This is a genomic window from Glutamicibacter ardleyensis, from assembly GCF_014644555.1.
Lineage (GTDB): Bacteria > Actinomycetota > Actinomycetes > Actinomycetales > Micrococcaceae > Glutamicibacter > Glutamicibacter bergerei.
The window spans coordinates 1-17,023 of sequence record NZ_BMKX01000005.1 but is presented as its reverse complement, the minus strand read 5'-3'; the positions used below and the strand labels follow the sequence as shown (position 1 = coordinate 17,023).

The window sequence follows — 17,023 nt, the reverse complement described above, 5'->3', positions numbered from 1 at the left end:
ACCGTTCCTAGCGTGAAGGAGTGTCGCAGTATCACCTGTTCCTAGGCAGATGCCTCTAGGGGCAGGTGTGCCCCGTACAGTAGATCCTTCTTGGCTGACTCGCTGACCAGCAAAAGTAGAAAAATTGTCTTTGGCTGTACTGACATTGAATAGTTACTCAACTTTTCGCATTATTCGTTCCATAAGCAATAGAATCTAGGCATGTCGCCACAACGTCTCGGTCTAATCTTGGCAGGTGTTCCGCTCTTAATCTTGGGGGCCATCGCAGTGATGCTGGCCGTGCAAGGCGACTCCATTAACGCCCGGAGTACGTTCGCGGTGGGGGTGATAATCGCTGCTACAAGTGGCGCTTCTGTGGTTTATCAAGTGGACCGCTGGACACTACAAATCCAGTCTTTGATCCATTTTGGAATCATGCTTTGTACAGTCCTACCCGCACTGTATTTGAGCGGATGGTTCGTTCTTAATGGTCCCTTAGATTACCTGTCGACATTTGGCATATTCTTGATAACCGGAGCTGTACTCTGGACATTTTTTTATCTGATCTTTGGAATCATTCAACCAAGAATCCAAGCCAAACGCCTTCGCAACTAACGTTGCCCCTCATAGTTCCTTAGCCCTCCCAGGACTGGCATTCCTGTTAGATGACCGTTGTCGCACCACGGTACTCAATGAGCGAGGAGTTTGCGTCCAAGGTACTTTTTGATGCTGCTGGAGGGAAGTTCGAAGAAGCTAAAAATGCTTCAAGGCCGCGCTGATGGCCATCACCCAGAGGTCTCTGCCGCTTCGACAAGGTAATCAACGAACTACCTCATGAACTCCAACGTCGTCTAGGACAACGATCCGTCGAAGCACACCGGCGCCCGTTCTTTTCGGATCCACAGCTGAGCATGCCTGCTCCCAAGCAAGCGAGCCAACAGGACTACCCGGCTAGAGCAATCACATTTTCTTTTTGAGAATTGTTGGAGACTATAAGGCACGGGCATCTTAGGCCTGTATCCAAACGCTTTGGACCGGTATCACGGGCGACAAACAGGAGCGACAAATCCAGCACGTACTGCGTACTCGCTGTGCGCAGGAAACCGCCTACAAGCAAGGATTGCTCCGGAGATCCGGTCCCTATCCCAAACGCTTTCGACACCGGCGCTCCGCTTCGCGAAGCAGAACTATGGAACATCAAAACCTCACGCAGGTCATGAAAAAACGCCTCGGAGCAGTGAAATTATTTCGCTGCTCCGAGGCGTCTATCCTTACTAAAACCTAGCTGACCTTGCTCGAATCCCATGAGGTAGACCGGGCTTTGTCGATGGTGGCCTGGCCCAGCACACGAGTACCTTGGTAAACCACCATGGTTTGTCCAGGTGCCACTCCACGCATGCCTTCGGGCAGCTGGACTACCAAGACGTCAGATCCTTCGCTACGCTCCATATGTGCCTTGGCATCCACCGGATCGCCATGGGCGCGAACCTGCACCATGCAATCGAATTCTTCGCCAGTGATGATCTCCGGAATCGGAACCCCTGCCCAGGAGATGCGAATACCGCGCAGCTCGTCAACGGAGAGTAAAGCCTCTGGCCCCACGATCACCTTGTTGTCCTTGGGACGGATTTCCAGCACGAAACGAGGCTTGCCATCAGCTGCTGGCCGGCCCAAGCGAAGCCCCTTACGCTGACCAACGGTGAAGGCTTGCGCGCCACCGTGTTCACCCAGCTGGTTACCGTCTTGATCAACGATCTCGCCTGGCTTCATGTCGATACGCTCGGCCAACCAGCCGCGGGTATCACCATCAGGAATGAAACAAATATCGTAGCTGTCTGGCTTATTCGCCACAGTCAGACCGCGAGCGGCCGCCTCGGCGCGAACTTCGGCCTTCGAAGGCGTTTCAGCCAGCGGGAACATGCAATGATCTAGCTGCTCATGGGTGAGCACACCAAGTACGTAGGACTGGTCCTTCGCCCAATCGGCGGCGCGGTGCAATTCTGGGTTGCCTTCCGTATCGCGCAAGACCTTGGCATAGTGACCGGTGCATACCGCGTCAAAGCCTAAGGCGAGTGCCTTTTCCAGCAGTGCGGCAAACTTGATCTTCTCATTACACCGCATACAAGGGTTTGGCGTGCGTCCAGCTTCATACTCATCAACGAAGTCCTGGACTACGTCTTCGGCAAAACGATCCGAAAAGTCCCAAACGTAGTATGGGATCCCTAGTTTGTCGCAGGCACGCCATGCGTCATTGGAGTCCTCCAACGTGCAACAGCCACGTGAGCCGGTGCGCAAAGTTCCGGGCATGCGAGAGAGCGCTAGGTGGACGCCAACCACGTCGTGACCGGCTTCAACCGCACGTGCTGCGGCTACCGCCGAATCGACGCCACCGGACATCGCTGCTAGTACCTTCATCTTGTAAAACCCGTCCCTGCTGTGTGAATACTGCTTTCGTCTGCCGCCATACCGGCTTTCTTAGCCCGTTGATAGGCATCTGGCAGAGCTTCTAAAAGTATGTCAACGTCTTTATGCGTTGTTCTATGCCCCAAAGTGAAGCGTTGCACACTTCGGGCACTGCGCGCATCCCGGCCCATGGCCACCAAGACGTGCGATGGTTGCGGTACTCCTGCGGTGCAGGCTGAACCGGTAGACGAGGCAATTCCCACCATGTCTAAGAGAAATAGCAAGGAATCGCCCTCGCACTCGGGAAAAGTGAAATGCAGATTTCCTGGAAGTCGCAGACCTGCATTGTCTTCATCTCGTGGACCATTGAGCACCGCGTCGGGAACAAGCCGGGTAATATTTTGGACCGCGTATTCGCGAAGCTCACTCAATCGCGCGCTTTCTGCCGCCAATGTCTCATGGACCGCAGTAGCGGCCGCCGCAAACCCCGCCGCGGCCACGGCGTTCAACGTTCCTGAACGGAGTTTGCGTTCATGTCCGCCACCGTGCTGGACCGGCATCAGTACTACGTCACGGCGCACAAAGAGCGCTCCGATTCCTACCGGACCACCAATTTTATGGGCGCTAACCGCCATGGTAGCCAAACCACTGGTAGCAAAATTTGTGGGTACGGAGTCAAAAGCCTGCACCGCGTCGCTATGCACTGGGATGCCATATTTTGCGGCAAGCGCGGTGAAAGCAACTACCGGTTGGATAGCACCTACCTCGTTGTTGGCCCACATGATGGTCCCCAGAGCGATTCGCTCATGGTGTTCCTCGATAAGCTCCTTCGCCGCTTGCAGATCAAGCACCCCATCGGCGTCCACCGGCATCCATAAAGCCGTGGCATCTTCATGAGCTTCTAGCCATGAGACGGTATCGAGCACCGCGTGATGTTCGATTCCGGCAACCAGGATACTGCGTGCTAGCGGATTCTTCGCAGTCCGGTTCCAGAACAGGCCTTTGAGCGCCAAGTTATCCGATTCGGTTCCACCGGAGGTGAAGATCAGTTCTGTGGGGTGTGCACCGGCAACCTTCGCGATGGCAGTGCGCGCCTCGTCCACTACACGGTTAGCCCGGCGACCGGCCCCATGAAGCGAGGAGGGGTTTCCGGTTTGCGAAAATTGCTCGGTCATAGCCGACAACGCCGCTGGGTTCAGATCGGTAGTTGCCGCGTGATCTAGGTATACCGCGGAGTTGTTCATCGTTTTAATGGTACGAGCTTTCCCTACCTAGTTTGAATGGCCAATGCGTGTGAATTGCCCGACTTCAATGGCTTCCAGTGCAGGGTCTTGCAAAATAGCTTCAATAAGTTGAGCCGAGCCACCGATCAGTGTGCAGTCGTCATAGGGCTCGGTGGAAAGCATCCAACTGTGGTCTTGCGGAAAGACCAAGGATGGGCGCTGACGCTGCTCGCCATCTGCCGTTGTGGCCCACACCGGGTTAGCCAGAAATTCGCCGTCTACTTCGAAAAGTCGATAATTTCGGTAGCCTCCACCGAGTTCTAATGCGGGAGTTGCCAAAACGTCTGCTGTAAACGCTGGACGTTGTGCCTCGGCGAGCGCTGCAGCTTCGGCGGCCCGGTTCTCTTCTTCGCTGAGCTCTAGGTCATCCTCATAATCAATCTGGATACGTTCCCCACCCTCGATAAAGGCATAACCACTCCACAACCCAGCGACAAAGTAATCTTTGGTGTTGGTGGCGCTCAGGATCTTGACCAGTGCCTGCCACTGTTCAACAGGTAGTTCGTCAACCGGCAGGTCAGTTTCTTCCCAAGCATCTTCGGTGGCTGGATTTCCCTGGGCATCCCAACCGGCAATGGTTTCAAAAAGATCCGCGGCGGTGAAAATGTGGCCGCGACTATTGGCAACAGTCCCCCAGCGCACTGCCTGATCATCTTCGTCATAGGCCGGATGGAGGATCCGCGCGTATCGTTCATAGCCGACCGGGATCTGTGCGACTACTGTCAATGGATCGGCTGTGGCGCAGGAATCAACGATCCATTGACCCTGAGTGGCTGAGACATGGGAAAACTGCATGTTACAAGCTTAACCAGCAACAGCTCATATCCCGCATCGGTGATGCGTCCAGTGATATGAATGGAGAAAGCACAACTCAGCGGCGCGTCCGCGGATCGAGGGAGACCAGCTCAATGTTTATGCCCGAACTCAAGGTTCCGGTTCACCACTTTTCGCGTCGAAGCATCAACTTTGCACGCGAAATCGCGGTGATGGCAGTGATCAACCGCACTCCTGATTCGTTCTACGATGCCGGATCTACCTTCGGTTTGGATGCGGCGGTGTCCTCAGCGTTGCAGGCTGTCCAGGCTGGTGCACACTGGGTGGACATTGGTGGGGTGCCTTTCTCCCCCGGACCAGAATTACCTTGGCAAGAAGAAGCTGAGCGCATCGTCCCGGTGATTCGGGCTGTACGCGAGCACAGTGATGTGGTGATTTCTGCCGACACCTTCTTACCAGAGGTTGCCCAAGCAGCCATTGATGCCGGAGCCGATGCCATCAACGACACCACGGGACTGGCTTATCCGCAGCTGGCCGAGGTAGTTGCGCGGAACAATGTTCATTTAGTGCTGACCCACTCCCTAGCCAAGCCACGCACCATCTACCCACATCCGCATTATCAAGATGTGGTAGCGGAGGTACGCGATTACCTAGAACAAAAAGTGCAGTTGGCTCTGGACGCTGGTATCGACGCGTCAAAAATCATTATTGACCCGGGTCATGATCTGAACAAGAACACTCGGCACACCTTGGATATCACTGCGAATTTCGAAGCGATTGCCGCGTTGGGCTATCCGGCGCTTGCGGCGGTTTCAAATAAGGACTTCATCGGTGAAACTCTTGACCTGCCAAAGCCTGAGCGTTTAGTCGGCTCAATGGTGGCGGCCACCATGTGCATTATGGGTGGGGCAAGAATTATTAGAATGCACAATATCGTCGAGTCGGTGCAGACGGTTCGGCTGATCGAGGCGGCTCAAGGCTGGCGCGATCCTGCGTACCAAATTCACAATATGGGCGAGGTTAATCCACCGGCTCATCCAGAACGAGAAACCAGCAGATAGGATCACCCCTTGCGTTCACTGCTTCCTGAGTCATTGCCCATCGTTGACGAAGCGAATCTCTTAGCGCGGTACGCCACATCGCAACGTCCGTTCATCCGATTTAATTTCATCTCCAGCGTGGATGGAAGTGCGCAGCGTGAGGGACTATCTGGAGGTTTGGGTAGTCCCGGCGATAAACGCATCTTCGGTTTACTTCGTCGTTTAGCCGATGTCATCGTCGTCGGTGCCGGAACTGTACGTGCCGAAGGCTACGCAGGAGATCTAGTCAGTGCCGAGGACATTGCATGGCGAGAAGCGCGGGGGATGTCGGCTCAACCGGTATTAGCCATCGTTTCCCATGGGCTCCATCTGAAACCGGATAATGAAGTCTTCACGCTCAGCCCGGTGCCGGTATTGCTCTTTACCAGCGCAGAGATTACGCCGGAGCACCGTGCGCAATTCCCCGCACAGGTTGAAGTTATTGAAGTTGCTGAAGTGAATGAAGGCTGCGACCCCCAACAAATCGTTGAAATCCTCACCTCTAGGGGACTTGAATTCATCCATGCCGAGGGTGGTCCGCATTTGCTGGGCCAGTTCATCGCAGCAGACCGTCTCGATTCGTTGTGCGTGAGTTTTTCCCCCATGGTGCTCGCCGGTTCCGGTCAAAGGATCGCCCATGGCCCACAGGAAGCGGTCCGGCACTTACGCTTACATTCGTTATGTGAAGAAGATTCGATGCTCTTTAGCGACTATCGGCGCCGGGAATAAGCAAGAGCGCATGATGTAGCACCGAGAGTTCAAAATCTCCGTGCCCAAGGAGCTCGCCATCCGCATAGCTGGCTTCCGTAGTTTGCACGTTGACCTGTGAGCTGCGAGCAATTTCTCGGTACGGATGCTTTCTGCCGCAGAGTATATGTCCTACGTACGGCAACACCTTAAGTAATCGGTTTCCGCTCACCAAGGAGATATCCGCTAGCCCATCGGTGTAGTCCGCTTGGGGGAACAAGGTGATCCCGCCACCTACCGAGCGAATATTGGCAATGCTGGCTGCATAGATTTGCCCTCGGAAGTCGAATTCTTCGCTGTGCACCACGGTCCGGTGAGGTTGCAACTTCGGTAGGCTGAGCACCAATCCGACCAGGTAACGCAGTCCACCAAGGCTTCGCGGTAGTTTTTTTGCTCGTTCATTCACCAAGCCTTCAAAGCCCCACGACACAGCACCGATGGCGACCTTGGTCTGCGAATCTTGGTTGGCATATTTCAGTTCAAGCAAATCTACTGGCCTTGCTTCGATGTCTCCGGTCAGGAAACGAACAACGTCCTGTAGCGTTTGCTCAACTGTCCGGACTGAGGACATTCTCCAGGTGTCGTTTCCGCTGCCGGCTGGCACGATCCCCATGGGAGTGCGTGTCCGGGCCAAATGCTTGATCACATGGTGGATCAGTCCATCCCCGCCAATAACGACTACGGCGTCAGCTTGGCCAAGCGCTTCACCAAGCTCACTGCCGGAAATTTTCGAAGTATCTAACCTTCGCGGACGCAATCCCAAGGAGAAAAGCAGTGTTTCAAGTTCGGTGACGCGACGCGCGCCCAGCCCCTTACCTGAATTGGGATGAAAGACGAGGTGGATACGCTGATATTCAGCCGGTGGGACCATAAGAATAGACAATACCCAGCAAGCATCATGGTACGAAAAAGCTGACTACTATTAGTGGAAGCTAAAATGTTCTAATGGGGTTTTGATCCAATGACATCGGTCATGGAAAACGCCCCATTTGAGAGGAAATATCCGCATCATGAGTTCGCCGAGCCCCTACGAAATTCTTGGCGTGCCTCAGAGTGCAAGCCTTGAAGAAATCAAGATCGCGTATCGCAAAGCGGCTCGTGCTTCTCACCCCGATTTAGGTGGCAGTGAGGAGCAATTCAAAACGGTCCAGCAGGCCTATCAGATCCTTTCAGATGAGCATGGCAATGCTAGGTTTGAAAAGTCTTTTCAGGCTCCTGGTCAAGCACCACGGGCAGGTACCACTTCACGCGCCTATGATGAGAAACTGCGTACCTCTCCTCAGCATCCCAAAGCGCAGTTGGCAACTGAGTATGAACCTCGGCTCGATGATGCTTCGTTTACATTGCTTGATAGGGCTCGCTCGATCCAACGAGTTCATGGTGAACCGCGTAAGCGAGGATTGTTTAGTTCCCGGTCGCGGATGTCTCGGGAGACGCACACCATCAACTTGTTGACCAAAAACGTACTCAACATCCTTCCCGCTGCACGTTTAGTCAACGGACTCAACGCCCCGGGTGGTGGACACTTCGACCACGTGTTGGTTGCCGGCTATCGCATGGCGGTGCTCAATACGATGACTCTGCCTGAAGGCTACTACGCCTTTGATGGCAACGTCTTACGCCATGGAAATAAGATGACGCAGCCGCCGGCGTTGAATATCACCGGCATGCAGCGCTCCTTCATGCAGATGAACGTCGTGGCTTTTACTTTGGTACTTGCTGGCAACGGAAACCCTCATGAGCCGGTCATTGAATATCACCGTCGGGCAGATCCCACGTTATCCTCCAGTCCGAACGTGTTGAACGCTGCTGGACTGATTCGTGAGTTGAAACTTTTCCTCGGATCGGGCCCTTCACCGAACATTGTTGATCGTCCGGTACTTGCTCGACTCCTCGACAGAATGTACTGATACCAGTTTTCTGGCACTTAGAGCTTAAACTGGTTGATGTGTTCCGTATTCTTTTTAATGCTCCCGAAATTCCTGGCAACTCCGGTAATGCCATCCGTCTAGCTGCCATCACTGGCGCCGAGCTTCATTTGGTCAAGCCCCTAGGCTTCAACTTTGAAGATGCCAATCTCCGACGTGCCGGCTTGGACTATCATGATCTTGCGGTGGTTACCGTGCATGAAAATCTTGATGCGGCTTTTGAAGCCCTAGGTGAGGGCCGCGTTTTCGCATTCACCTCTGAGGGCAACACCATGTACACAGATGTGGCGTATGACGCCAGTGACATTCTCATGTTCGGCAAAGAATCAGTGGGACTCAGCGCCGAAGACAAGGCGCACCAGCGAGTGACTGACCTGGTTCGACTCCCCATGCTTCCCGGGCGACGATCATTGAACCTAGCCAATACTGCTTCCGTCGTTGCCTATGAAGCCTGGCGTCAACATGGGTTTGCCGGAGCTTAAAATACCAGCACCACCCGGTCTAGTACACAGCTTTACCCAATCTTTATAAAGTAAGCTTTTGAGTATGTTCGCATTGGCGCACATGACAAAAAGACCGACAACTTCTCGGGAGATTCCAAAACAATGAACCGTAGCCCTTCGCAGCACAGCGACGAGCCTCAGGACGAAAATCTAGGTCTGGACCTGGTCAGTCAAGTGGCCCAGAGCTCCCGTGCCGAACGGCGCGTCAGGCCAAAACGCTGGATCTTTGCACTAATTGGTCTGATCATCGTGGTCGTCTTGGCGTTAGTGACGTTCTCCCTGCTCAATGGAGGAACCAAGGCTACTAAGGCCACCAAAGCCTCGGATGTTGTCAGCCAGACTGTTGATTTGCGCAGTGGCGGTCAAGCGAAAATCAGTACCTCAAAGCAAGAGAACTCTTTGGGCGTTGAGCTGTCCTCATTACCTGCACTTGATGCTTCTGAACAGTACGTGGTCTGGGCCATTCTTGAAGAAGGCGGCATCAGCGTGGTAACCAAGACCACTGGTGAAGACGCCAAGGGAGGCTTGTCCCCCATCGATGATGTCGTCGCGATACACATCACCGTAGAAGGCTCAGAGGTTCCAGCGTCGCCCTCGGAAGAAACCGAAGCCTCTGTTGATTTGCCGCTGAACCAAACTGAACAGCCAGCAGAGTAACGATCTGTCGTTGAGTTACTGAGAGCTCAAACAAAACTTAAAACTATTGAGGCGCTAGTTCCCGAAAGGGAACCAGCGCCTCAATAGTTTAGACCAGCAATCTACCTTAGAAGCCAGCGATCGTGTCGTCAGCATTGACCGCCACCAAATGAAATGCTTCGGCCAGTGACCCTACAGGCTTTTTTCCACGCTCTGCGTTCGCCTGGCATTGTTCTAGGACGAACTTCTCCATAGCCCCTACATCTGGATGTTGGGTGAAATGGGCCCTCAAAGCATCCATCTTCGACTCAAAAAATTCGCTGATATCCATGAAGGCATTTTCACGCTCTCTCGGAGCCCCATAGAACCAAAGCCATGGCACCTTGTAGGCCTGCAGACCCTCTTCAGCTATAAGCTCCGGATAAGAGAAGGGGTTCTCCACGGCTGGATAAATAGCACGCGTTACCGCTTCCCCACAGGCAAGATGATCGGGATGTGAGCGTTGTATCCGCTCCCAGTTGCGTTCGGGATGCATGGCCATGACAATTTGCGGCTTAAACTGGCGAATTAGACGCACAACTTGACGCATCACGTGGTGGCTAGGTTCTAGGAAACCGTCACGTTCACCTAAAAAGTGCACGGTACTCACGCCCACGCGAGCAGCTGCGACACGTTGTTCTTCATGTCGCAAGCGAACCGTTTCTGCCGGATCCCGGTCATCAAAACCGCCAGCATCTCCGTCGGTCATAATGCAATATTGCACTTCAATACCAGCTGCGGTCATGGCCGCGACCGTACCGGCCGCACCAAAATCCAGGTCATCGGGGTGTGCGGCAAATGCCAACACTCGCTGAGTTGCAGGGTTTATGAAGTCGTTGGGATCAAGCATGCGTCGCATCGTCACATTTCTGAGGCTGTCTAGGGCAGGGTATTTGAGAGGTTTTTAATAGCTTCGGAGTTGCATAAAGCTTGGTTGCTTCACTAATCATTCTTCCGTGCTTCGCCTACTATCGTATCGATATCGGCCGATGACTTCGATTTTAAGGCACAAAATATGGTGTGATGCGATTATTATCTGCACCACACCATATCTATTGACTTGCCGTGTACTTGATTCGACTACTTCAGCGAGCCAACTTCTACGCTCACATTGTTATCGGCGCCATTTCGGGTGTAAGTAATTTCAGCCTTTCCACCGGCTGGTACTTCACGAATGGCTGCAGTCAATGTCTGCGAATCTTGAATGGCTCGGCCGTTGACAACCGTGATGATGTCCCCAGATTTCAGACCAGCCTTCTCGGCTGCTGAGTTCGGTGAAATATCCTGGATTGCTGCGCCTACACTGAACTGCGACGCATCCGAACCGGTGGAGGCGGCTTGGGCTTGTACTGTTGCTCCCAAGAGACCGTGGGTTGCCGAACCATTGGCAATTAGCTCGTTTGCGATGCGCTGCGCGTAATCGATGGGTATCGCAAAACCAACACCGATCGAACCTGATTCTGATCCTCCGGAGCCGCTGGAAGCGATCGCAACGTTCACGCCAATAATTTCGCCCTTATCGTTGACTAGTGCGCCACCCGAGTTGCCGTGGTTAATCGCGGCATCGGTCTGCATGACGTTAATGTAGATCGACCCTTGGCTGGATTGATTATCCTGTTTAGGCATCCCCGGGAACTCGAAGTTGTACTGACTGTCACCGCCACCTTGCCCATCACTTTGTGCGTTTTCCTTAGGCACTGCCGAGGAAGCCACCGAGATGGTGCGGTTAAGTGTGGAAATAATGCCGTCAGTTACCGTACCGCTCAGCCCAAGAGGCGCACCAATGGCCACTGCAGTGTCGCCAACGTTAAGTGCAGAGGACTTGCCAAGAGTAGCTGGGACAAGTTTTGGCGCATCAATCTTGATCACTGCCAAATCTGAGAGAGGATCTGTACCCACCAGTTTTGCCTGGTGTACCTTGCCATCGCTCAGCCGGACGCTCAGCGACGGATTGGCTGTTTCCCCACCGAGTGTCACTACGTGAGTGTTGGTAAGAATATGACCCTCAGTATCAAGGATAATTCCTGAGCCCGATCCCCCGCTGCCATTGCCCGAGGCCTCGATGGTCACCACGCTCGGCGAAGCCTTTGCCGCTGCAGCAGTTACCGCAGTGACGGACTCAGGATTGTTGATGACCACGCCATTTTGGGGCGTCTGCACCGAAGTGCTGCTGGCGTTGCCGCCATCATTCATGAAATACGTGGTTCCAGCCGCTGTCACGCCACCAATTAAAGCTGCAGCGACCATTCCGGCAATTAAGGTACTGCCAGCAAACTTCTTCTTCGGCGCACGCTCAGGCGGTACTGGATAGTTTGAGTGTTGGTCAGAGTGCCCATATCCTGCTGCACCATAAGGTGACCCAGTAGCTGCTGAATGGTGTTGCTCTGAGGCCTGTCCATAGACGCTTGTCGCAGGCTGCGGTTCAACGTGATTTGCCGGGCGAGCATACACATCGGTCGGCTGATCACTTGCGTTACCACTGTCGCTGACGCGCTCATGATTGCGAGTTGGCTCGACATATGAAATCGGTGTGGTTTCAGGGCTCTGAGGTGTACCGTCGGAGGGAGCGACGCGTGGCTCTTGAACATGATTCGGGGTTTGACCGATATCCTCGGGTTGCTCGGGTTGGCCCATGTCGTTGTTTCGTGGTTCATCTGGTGACTGGCTCATCGTCATACCTCTTTCGAATATCGTATCTCTTGAGTTTTATTATTCACGGTCGAACTGTGGCGGTTGAGAGGGATAACTTAGCGCTGGCTGTGAGTTAACTATTCTCGCAGCTGAATAGCATGGACGCTGGCATGCAGGGCAAATAGAATCAAATTGAGCTAACAAAGTAATCGTAGGTAAAAGCGATTGGACGAGTGGCTGTTTTATTCGTTCGAATCAGCAATTCAGATGAGGACGACAATGATTTCCAAAGCGCGGCGAATCACTGCTGCAGCATTAACGGCGGTGGCATTATCGCTGGGAGCATCAGCACCAGCATTTGCAGACCCCCCTGTCACCATCCCACCTGGAGACTTTGTTGTCGACAACGCCCAGGTGCTCGGTGGCGATGAAGGTAAACTCGAAAACGACATTAAGACACTTCGTGATGACACTGGCATTAGCCTGTTTGTCGTTTACGTTGACGAGTTTACTTCCCCTTCAAATCCGGGCCAATGGCTTGAACAAGTTGCTGCGAATAAGAATATGGGCAGTTCCGACGCTATCTTGGTGGTGGCAACCAAACAGCGTCAGGCAAACTTCGCCGGACACCAAAATGGTCCACTTAACGCTTACACCCAGGAAATCTATTCAAAGCAAATTTCCCCGGCCCTCGCGAAGAAAGATTGGTCGGGCGCCGCTGAAGGAGCAATGGAAGGTATCGCAAATGTTGCCGATGGTGGCAGTGCCACCAGTTCGTCAAGCTCCGGCGGTAGCGTTTTCTGGGTACTTCTCATTATTGGCGGCGTAGCTGTAGCCGGCTATGTCATTCTTTCGCGCCGAAGCAAGAAAAAGACTAACCAAATCCCTCAAGGAAACCCAAGCGCTGGGCAGCCTCAGCAGCTTGAGTCATTGGAGAGCCTACGACTGCGAGCGGACCAATTACTTGTTGCCGCCGATGATTCAATTCGTTCTTCCGAGCAGGAACTAGGATTCGCTGAAGCTCAATATGGTGCAGACTCTGTCAAGGTTTTCTCCGAGGATCTGGCCGAAGCCAAAACACACCTAGTGGAATCCTTCCGCCTGCAGCAACAACTCGATGATCACATTCCCGACACCGAGGAAGACCAGCGCTCCTGGCTTGGCGAAATCATCAACCGATGCGGTCAAGTTGACGACACCTTGCAAAAGCACGCCAGCGAATTCAAAGATCTACGTCAGCTAGAGCAAAATGCTGAGACTCGAATTGAAGAAGTCGCCGCCGAAAAAGAACCTCTTGCGCAGCAACTTTCACAGCGTGTCTCCGAGCTTGAAGCGTTAACGACGAAGTATGAGGACAGTGCGGTCTCACAGATCACCGATAACGCCGAGCAGGCCTCGGAACGACTGACCTTTGCGGTGTCATCGCTGAAGCAGGCACGTGAAAAGCTCGGCAGCGACCGTGCACATGCTGCCCTGTTGATTCAGAATGCTGAAGAAGCCCATGATCAGGCTGAAGTCCTGCTGGAAGCAATCAGTAAGTCCGCGTCGGCTCTTCGTCAAGCAGACAATGATTTGGAATCAGCTGTTGCCACGGCTGCCCGGGACCTCGCGCAGGCTAAAGCCCTTGTCGCTAACGGTTCACAGCCTAATCTGGCAGGTCCCATCGCCGGGGTCGAAAGCACCCTGTCAATGATTCAACAAGCACTACGCGCAGATAAGCATGATCCGCTGGCATTGATCTCGGCGCTCGATGATTCTACTACTCCCTTGGCTTCTGCCTTGGGAACGCTTCGCGATCGCGCTCAGCAGGATCAAGCCGCTCGTGATCAGCTGCAGTCATTGCTTAATACCGCCGCTTCGCGGATCCAAGGCACCGAAGATTACATACGTGCGCGTCGTGGCGGCGTCCGCTCTTCGGCACGTACCCGCCTAGCTGAAGCACAGCGCGCCTACGATCAGGCGCTGTCCTTGGCATCGCAGAATCCCTCTGAGGCGGTTGCTTCAGCACAGCGTGCCAGCCAACTTGCTGATCAGGCTGCTCGCATGGCCGAACAAGACGTCAATGGCTTTGGTGGTGACGGTGGGTTAGGTAACTTTGGAGGTTCCAACCGCGGTCGTGGAGGCATGTTCGACGGAATTGGTGGCGCCGTTCTTGGAGGCATTCTCATCGATTCGATCCTCGGCGGAGGAAACCGCGGAGGTGGAAACCATGATGGCGGCGACGGTGGATTCTTCGGCGGAGGCGGCTTCGGTGGCTTCGGTGGAGGCGGCGGAGGTTTCGGTGGCGGATTTGGCGGCGGCGGAGGTGGTGGAGGCTTCGGCGGAGGTGCCGGCGGCAGTTTCTAGAGTTACGCGGTTTTATCTCAGTAGTACGCAAATTTCAGCAATACTATTTCGTATAGAAAGGTCTACACATGACCAAGCAATCACTTTTCGGACGCGTTGCCCAGCTCGCAAAGGCCAACATCAACTCGATCCTGGATTCTGCCGAAGATCCAGAGAAGATGATGGATCAGATGGTTCGCGACTACACAGACAACATTGCAGAAGCTGAACAGGCTGTCGCCCAGACCATCGGTAACCTGCGGATGTTGGAAGACGACTACCGCGAAGATGAGCAAGCAGCTGGTGACTGGGGAACCAAAGCTTTGGCTGCCTCGAATAAGGCGGACGAATTTCGCGCGGCAAACGATGCCGACAACGCCGGGAAATTCGACAATTTGGCCAAGGTAGCCATTCAGCGTCAGATGCAGGCTGAAAGTGAGATGAAAACCGCTAACCCGACCATCTCCTCGCAGCGCGAAATCGTTGAGAAGCTGAAGACCGGCCTGAACCAGATGAAGGAAAAGCGCAACGAACTGGTCAGCAAGCGCGACGAACTCGTTGCTCGTGCTAAGTCTGCAAACGCGCAGAACCAGGTCAACGAGGCCGTCAAGTCCGTGAATATGATGGATCCGACCAGCGAGATCAGCCGCTTTGAGGAAAAGATCCGCCGTGAAGAAGCCAAGGTGCGAGGTGCGTCGGAGTTGGCCTCGTCCAGTCTGGACGCTCAGTTTGAGTCTCTGGAAGACCTCGGTGAACAGACCGAGGTTGAAGCACGACTGGCGGCTCTGAAGGCTAATCAGACCGGAGCATTGGAGAGCTAGACTCCCTACATGACAATAGGCGCCGGATCTGTTCAACTTGAACAGATCCGGCGCCTACTTATTCGCCAAAAATAAAAGCTTAAACCAAAAGTGGAGATCCATTTGGATCTCCACTTTTTCTCTGTGGCGGGGAGAGGATTTGAACCTCTGACCTCCGGGTTATGAGCCCGGCGAGCTACCGAACTGCTCCACCCCGCGTCGGTAAATACAACATTACCAACTCCTAAACTCCATGGCGAATCGAAAGGCCATGTCTTGCATCACACCCCTAATCTTGGGTCAGATTGGGGGTGTGAGGCGGAATGTACTCCCACTCGCGATGCCAGATCGCGTACACCCAAGAATTCGTTGATGCCCCGTCAGCATGGCCGTCCTCACGAGATGATCTCTCGCGAATAACAGCATCTTCTCCAACACCCGCCCGAGTCGATGTCGCGCATGTCAGCCTCGATCGAGTCACGGTTCAGCACGTGTGTACCCAAAGCCCATCGAAGCTTTCCAAAAACCTGGATTCCAGCTATTCCACGTGCACGAGACAATTTACGTTTTATCGGGGAATCGTTCAGGGGCCAGGAGCATTCCACTGCCCTCCTCAGCACCTATAGACAGCCGGCTAAGGATTCGTACGGTTGCGACATTGCAGGTCCACAGGGGCGAGCCTAAGCAGAGCACAGCGTGAACGTTGCCTACGACAGCGCACAAGGAATCTGCATCGACTTCGCTAACTGGCCGCAGCCGTTGTCGTTTAGCAGCGAGCGGTAGGAGCGCACGCACGTCCACCGCCTCGGTTTTACAGATCCTAGGTTCGGTCAAAAGATAACCTAGAACATTCTCCAGCTCCCCTACACAATGCAATGGGAAATTGGGTATTAATTATGTACGGGCTCATCTGTTCCACAGCTGATGTGTCAGTCCGCCGCCAGTGCCAATTGATTCGGTCTCGAATCGATCTTCCATACCTAATAGTTGATCCCAGATTTGCACACCAGAGCCCACCAACATGGGGACAATCGCCAGATGCAGGAAGTCAATCAAGTCCGCGCGGAGAAATTCATTGACGGTCGATGGCCCGCCGTCGATGCGAACGTCTAACCCGCCTGCCGCTTCCTGTGCCATGCGTAGCGCATCACCCGGTGCGGTATCGACAAAATGGAAACTTGTGCCGTTAGTAAATTTGAGTGTTTCTCGTGGGTAACGAGTCAAGATAAAAACCGGGGTTAAAAAGGGTGGGCATCTCCCCACCAGCCATTCCATCTATCCATCCTTAGGCCATGGTCCAGGTTGCAAGCCAAGCTTGCGGCGCCCCATAGTCTCGGCTCCGATCCCCTGTCCACGCATGCTGATCATTGCGTGATCTGCCGTGAAGGGATCTCTGAGCCCCTGAATACCGTGAATGACGCGCTCATCGAATCTTGTAAATAGCGCGGCCGCTCCCCCGGCCTGCTCATCAAAGAGCACTCGATCTCCTGCGGCGTGGCCAACTAACGAAACCAAGAGGTTATGCACTCACGTGCGAACCATCTTGGCCTCCGCAGCCATGGAAACCAGAAACTAGTTGACCCCTAAGGCAGGGGAATTTCATTCGACAAGCATTTCGGAACCAATAGCCGGCGCAGACTTATGGTGGCACACGTCGGGGGTTAAGTCCCAAAATGTGTGTACAGAAACCTCCCAAAACAAATAACCACTAGGGCTAACACCACCACCACATGCTTTGAAAGCATGTACCGTGGCAAAAGTTGCGAATCAACCCCTCTGCGATGTATGCGGAAATAAACAAGTAAAAAACGGGAAAACCAGTGCTGGACGCACCCTATGGCGATGCAAAAACTGCGGCGCGTCCAGCACAATATCCTGCCCAGACATCACCGCCAA

Annotated in this window: 17 protein-coding genes and 1 tRNA gene; 9 read left to right on the top strand and 9 right to left on the bottom strand. The window is 53.8% G+C overall.

Going from position 1 to position 17,023, the window contains the following annotated elements; genetic code table 11:
- Nucleotides 1–201 precede the first annotated feature (201 nt).
- Nucleotides 202–594, top strand: a complete 393-nt coding sequence (locus IEX04_RS10615) for a DUF3021 family protein (RefSeq protein ID WP_096253868.1) — start codon at nt 202–204, stop codon at nt 592–594.
- Nucleotides 595–1,260: 666 nt separating this feature from the next.
- Here the strand turns inward: IEX04_RS10615 and mnmA are convergent.
- The 3 genes from mnmA to IEX04_RS10600 are packed head-to-tail and all read right to left on the bottom strand — an operon-like array spanning nt 1,261 to nt 4,460.
- A complete protein-coding gene (gene mnmA, locus IEX04_RS10610; RefSeq protein WP_105675113.1) occupies nt 1,261–2,394 on the bottom strand; it encodes a tRNA 2-thiouridine(34) synthase MnmA in 1,134 nt (377 codons plus the stop codon).
- Nucleotides 2,391–3,626 carry a cysteine desulfurase family protein gene (locus tag IEX04_RS10605; protein WP_096253866.1) on the bottom strand — a complete coding sequence of 412 codons (1,236 nt, stop codon included), beginning with the start codon at nt 3,624–3,626 and terminating at the stop codon, nt 2,391–2,393. Before IEX04_RS10605 ends, mnmA begins: the two co-directional genes overlap by 4 nt.
- Nucleotides 3,627–3,653: 27 nt before the next feature.
- Nucleotides 3,654–4,460 (bottom strand): hypothetical protein, encoded by an 807-nt coding sequence (locus IEX04_RS10600; RefSeq protein ID WP_096253865.1) that lies wholly within the window; start codon nt 4,458–4,460, stop codon nt 3,654–3,656.
- 113 nt (nt 4,461–4,573) lie between these two features.
- On the opposite strand from IEX04_RS10600, the gene folP reads away from it, so the two are divergent.
- Together folP and IEX04_RS10590 are read left to right on the top strand one after the other, a co-directional pair.
- Entirely contained in the window at nt 4,574–5,500 is a 927-nt protein-coding gene (gene folP, locus IEX04_RS10595; RefSeq protein WP_096253864.1) for a dihydropteroate synthase, read from the top strand.
- 9 nt (nt 5,501–5,509) lie between these two features.
- Nucleotides 5,510–6,247, top strand: coding sequence for a dihydrofolate reductase family protein (locus IEX04_RS10590; RefSeq protein WP_188685683.1), 738 nt, complete (start codon nt 5,510–5,512; stop codon nt 6,245–6,247).
- Here the strand turns inward: IEX04_RS10590 and IEX04_RS10585 are convergent.
- Nucleotides 6,222–7,148 (bottom strand): diacylglycerol/lipid kinase family protein, encoded by a 927-nt coding sequence (locus tag IEX04_RS10585; protein WP_188685682.1) that lies wholly within the window; start codon nt 7,146–7,148, stop codon nt 6,222–6,224. The two genes, IEX04_RS10590 and IEX04_RS10585, sit on opposite strands and share 26 nt — an antisense overlap.
- A gap of 127 nt (nt 7,149–7,275) precedes the next feature.
- Here IEX04_RS10585 and IEX04_RS10580 point away from each other — a divergent pair, with 127 nt between their 5' ends.
- The 3 genes from IEX04_RS10580 (at nt 7,276) to IEX04_RS10570 (ending at nt 9,353) form a co-directional block, all read left to right on the top strand.
- Nucleotides 7,276–8,175: a J domain-containing protein gene (locus IEX04_RS10580; protein WP_188685680.1), complete on the top strand. Its 900-nt coding sequence runs from the start codon at nt 7,276–7,278 to the stop codon at nt 8,173–8,175.
- Between the two features lie 38 nt (nt 8,176–8,213).
- Nucleotides 8,214–8,675 (top strand): tRNA (cytidine(34)-2'-O)-methyltransferase, encoded by a 462-nt coding sequence (locus tag IEX04_RS10575; RefSeq protein ID WP_188685679.1) that lies wholly within the window; start codon nt 8,214–8,216, stop codon nt 8,673–8,675.
- A gap of 123 nt (nt 8,676–8,798) precedes the next feature.
- Nucleotides 8,799–9,353, top strand: coding sequence for an anti-sigma factor (locus IEX04_RS10570; protein ID WP_188685677.1), 555 nt, complete (start codon nt 8,799–8,801; stop codon nt 9,351–9,353).
- A gap of 106 nt (nt 9,354–9,459) precedes the next feature.
- On the opposite strand, the gene IEX04_RS10565 is transcribed toward IEX04_RS10570, so the two are convergent.
- Together IEX04_RS10565 and IEX04_RS10560 are read right to left on the bottom strand one after the other, a co-directional pair.
- The gene (locus tag IEX04_RS10565) at nt 9,460–10,221 is read right to left on the bottom strand and encodes a PIG-L deacetylase family protein (protein WP_188685865.1); all 762 of its coding nucleotides are present in this window, start codon (nt 10,219–10,221) and stop codon (nt 9,460–9,462) included.
- Nucleotides 10,222–10,451: 230 nt separating this feature from the next.
- Nucleotides 10,452–12,041 (bottom strand): S1C family serine protease, encoded by a 1,590-nt coding sequence (locus IEX04_RS10560; protein ID WP_308422416.1) that lies wholly within the window; start codon nt 12,039–12,041, stop codon nt 10,452–10,454.
- A gap of 240 nt (nt 12,042–12,281) precedes the next feature.
- Here IEX04_RS10560 and IEX04_RS19025 point away from each other — a divergent pair, with 240 nt between their 5' ends.
- Together IEX04_RS19025 and IEX04_RS10550 are read left to right on the top strand one after the other, a co-directional pair.
- On the top strand, nt 12,282–14,348 hold the full coding sequence (locus tag IEX04_RS19025; protein WP_188685673.1) for a TPM domain-containing protein: 2,067 nt from the start codon (nt 12,282–12,284) through the stop codon (nt 14,346–14,348).
- Between the two features lie 68 nt (nt 14,349–14,416).
- The gene (locus IEX04_RS10550) at nt 14,417–15,148 is read left to right on the top strand and encodes a PspA/IM30 family protein (RefSeq protein ID WP_188685670.1); all 732 of its coding nucleotides are present in this window, start codon (nt 14,417–14,419) and stop codon (nt 15,146–15,148) included.
- A gap of 124 nt (nt 15,149–15,272) precedes the next feature.
- Here the strand turns inward: IEX04_RS10550 and IEX04_RS10545 are convergent.
- The 3 genes from IEX04_RS10545 to IEX04_RS18820 form a co-directional block, all read right to left on the bottom strand.
- Nucleotides 15,273–15,346, bottom strand: a tRNA-Met gene (locus IEX04_RS10545).
- Nucleotides 15,347–16,033: 687 nt separating this feature from the next.
- Nucleotides 16,034–16,402 (bottom strand): dihydrofolate reductase family protein, encoded by a 369-nt coding sequence (locus IEX04_RS18825; RefSeq protein WP_229677103.1) that lies wholly within the window; start codon nt 16,400–16,402, stop codon nt 16,034–16,036.
- Nucleotides 16,403–16,654 carry a hypothetical protein gene (locus tag IEX04_RS18820; RefSeq protein WP_229677102.1) on the bottom strand — a complete coding sequence of 84 codons (252 nt, stop codon included), beginning with the start codon at nt 16,652–16,654 and terminating at the stop codon, nt 16,403–16,405.
- A gap of 223 nt (nt 16,655–16,877) precedes the next feature.
- Between IEX04_RS18820 and IEX04_RS18815 the strand changes: the two genes are divergently transcribed.
- Nucleotides 16,878–17,023, top strand: a 146-nt coding sequence (locus IEX04_RS18815; protein WP_456152229.1) for an IS1/IS1595 family N-terminal zinc-binding domain-containing protein, incomplete at its 3' end; no start/stop codon positions are given.

Bases quoted from the DNA above. Each gene is read 5' to 3' on its own strand.
- IEX04_RS19025 (WP_188685673.1), top strand. From the start codon at position 12,282: ATGATTTCCAAAGCGCGGCGAATCACTGCTGCAGCATTAACGGCGGTG.
- IEX04_RS10605 (WP_096253866.1), bottom strand. From the start codon at position 3,626: ATGAACAACTCCGCGGTATACCTAGATCACGCGGCAACTACCGATCTG.
- folP (WP_096253864.1), top strand. From the start codon at position 4,574: ATGTTTATGCCCGAACTCAAGGTTCCGGTTCACCACTTTTCGCGTCGA.
- mnmA (WP_105675113.1), bottom strand. From the start codon at position 2,394: ATGAAGGTACTAGCAGCGATGTCCGGTGGCGTCGATTCGGCGGTAGCC.
- IEX04_RS10580 (WP_188685680.1), top strand. From the start codon at position 7,276: ATGAGTTCGCCGAGCCCCTACGAAATTCTTGGCGTGCCTCAGAGTGCA.
- IEX04_RS10615 (WP_096253868.1), top strand. From the start codon at position 202: ATGTCGCCACAACGTCTCGGTCTAATCTTGGCAGGTGTTCCGCTCTTA.
- IEX04_RS10560 (WP_308422416.1), bottom strand. From the start codon at position 12,041: ATGAGCCAGTCACCAGATGAACCACGAAACAACGACATGGGCCAACCC.
- IEX04_RS18825 (WP_229677103.1), bottom strand. From the start codon at position 16,402: ATGGAATGGCTGGTGGGGAGATGCCCACCCTTTTTAACCCCGGTTTTT.
- IEX04_RS10565 (WP_188685865.1), bottom strand. From the start codon at position 10,221: ATGCTTGATCCCAACGACTTCATAAACCCTGCAACTCAGCGAGTGTTG.
- IEX04_RS10570 (WP_188685677.1), top strand. From the start codon at position 8,799: ATGAACCGTAGCCCTTCGCAGCACAGCGACGAGCCTCAGGACGAAAAT.
- IEX04_RS10550 (WP_188685670.1), top strand. From the start codon at position 14,417: ATGACCAAGCAATCACTTTTCGGACGCGTTGCCCAGCTCGCAAAGGCC.
- IEX04_RS10600 (WP_096253865.1), bottom strand. From the start codon at position 4,460: ATGCAGTTTTCCCATGTCTCAGCCACTCAGGGTCAATGGATCGTTGAT.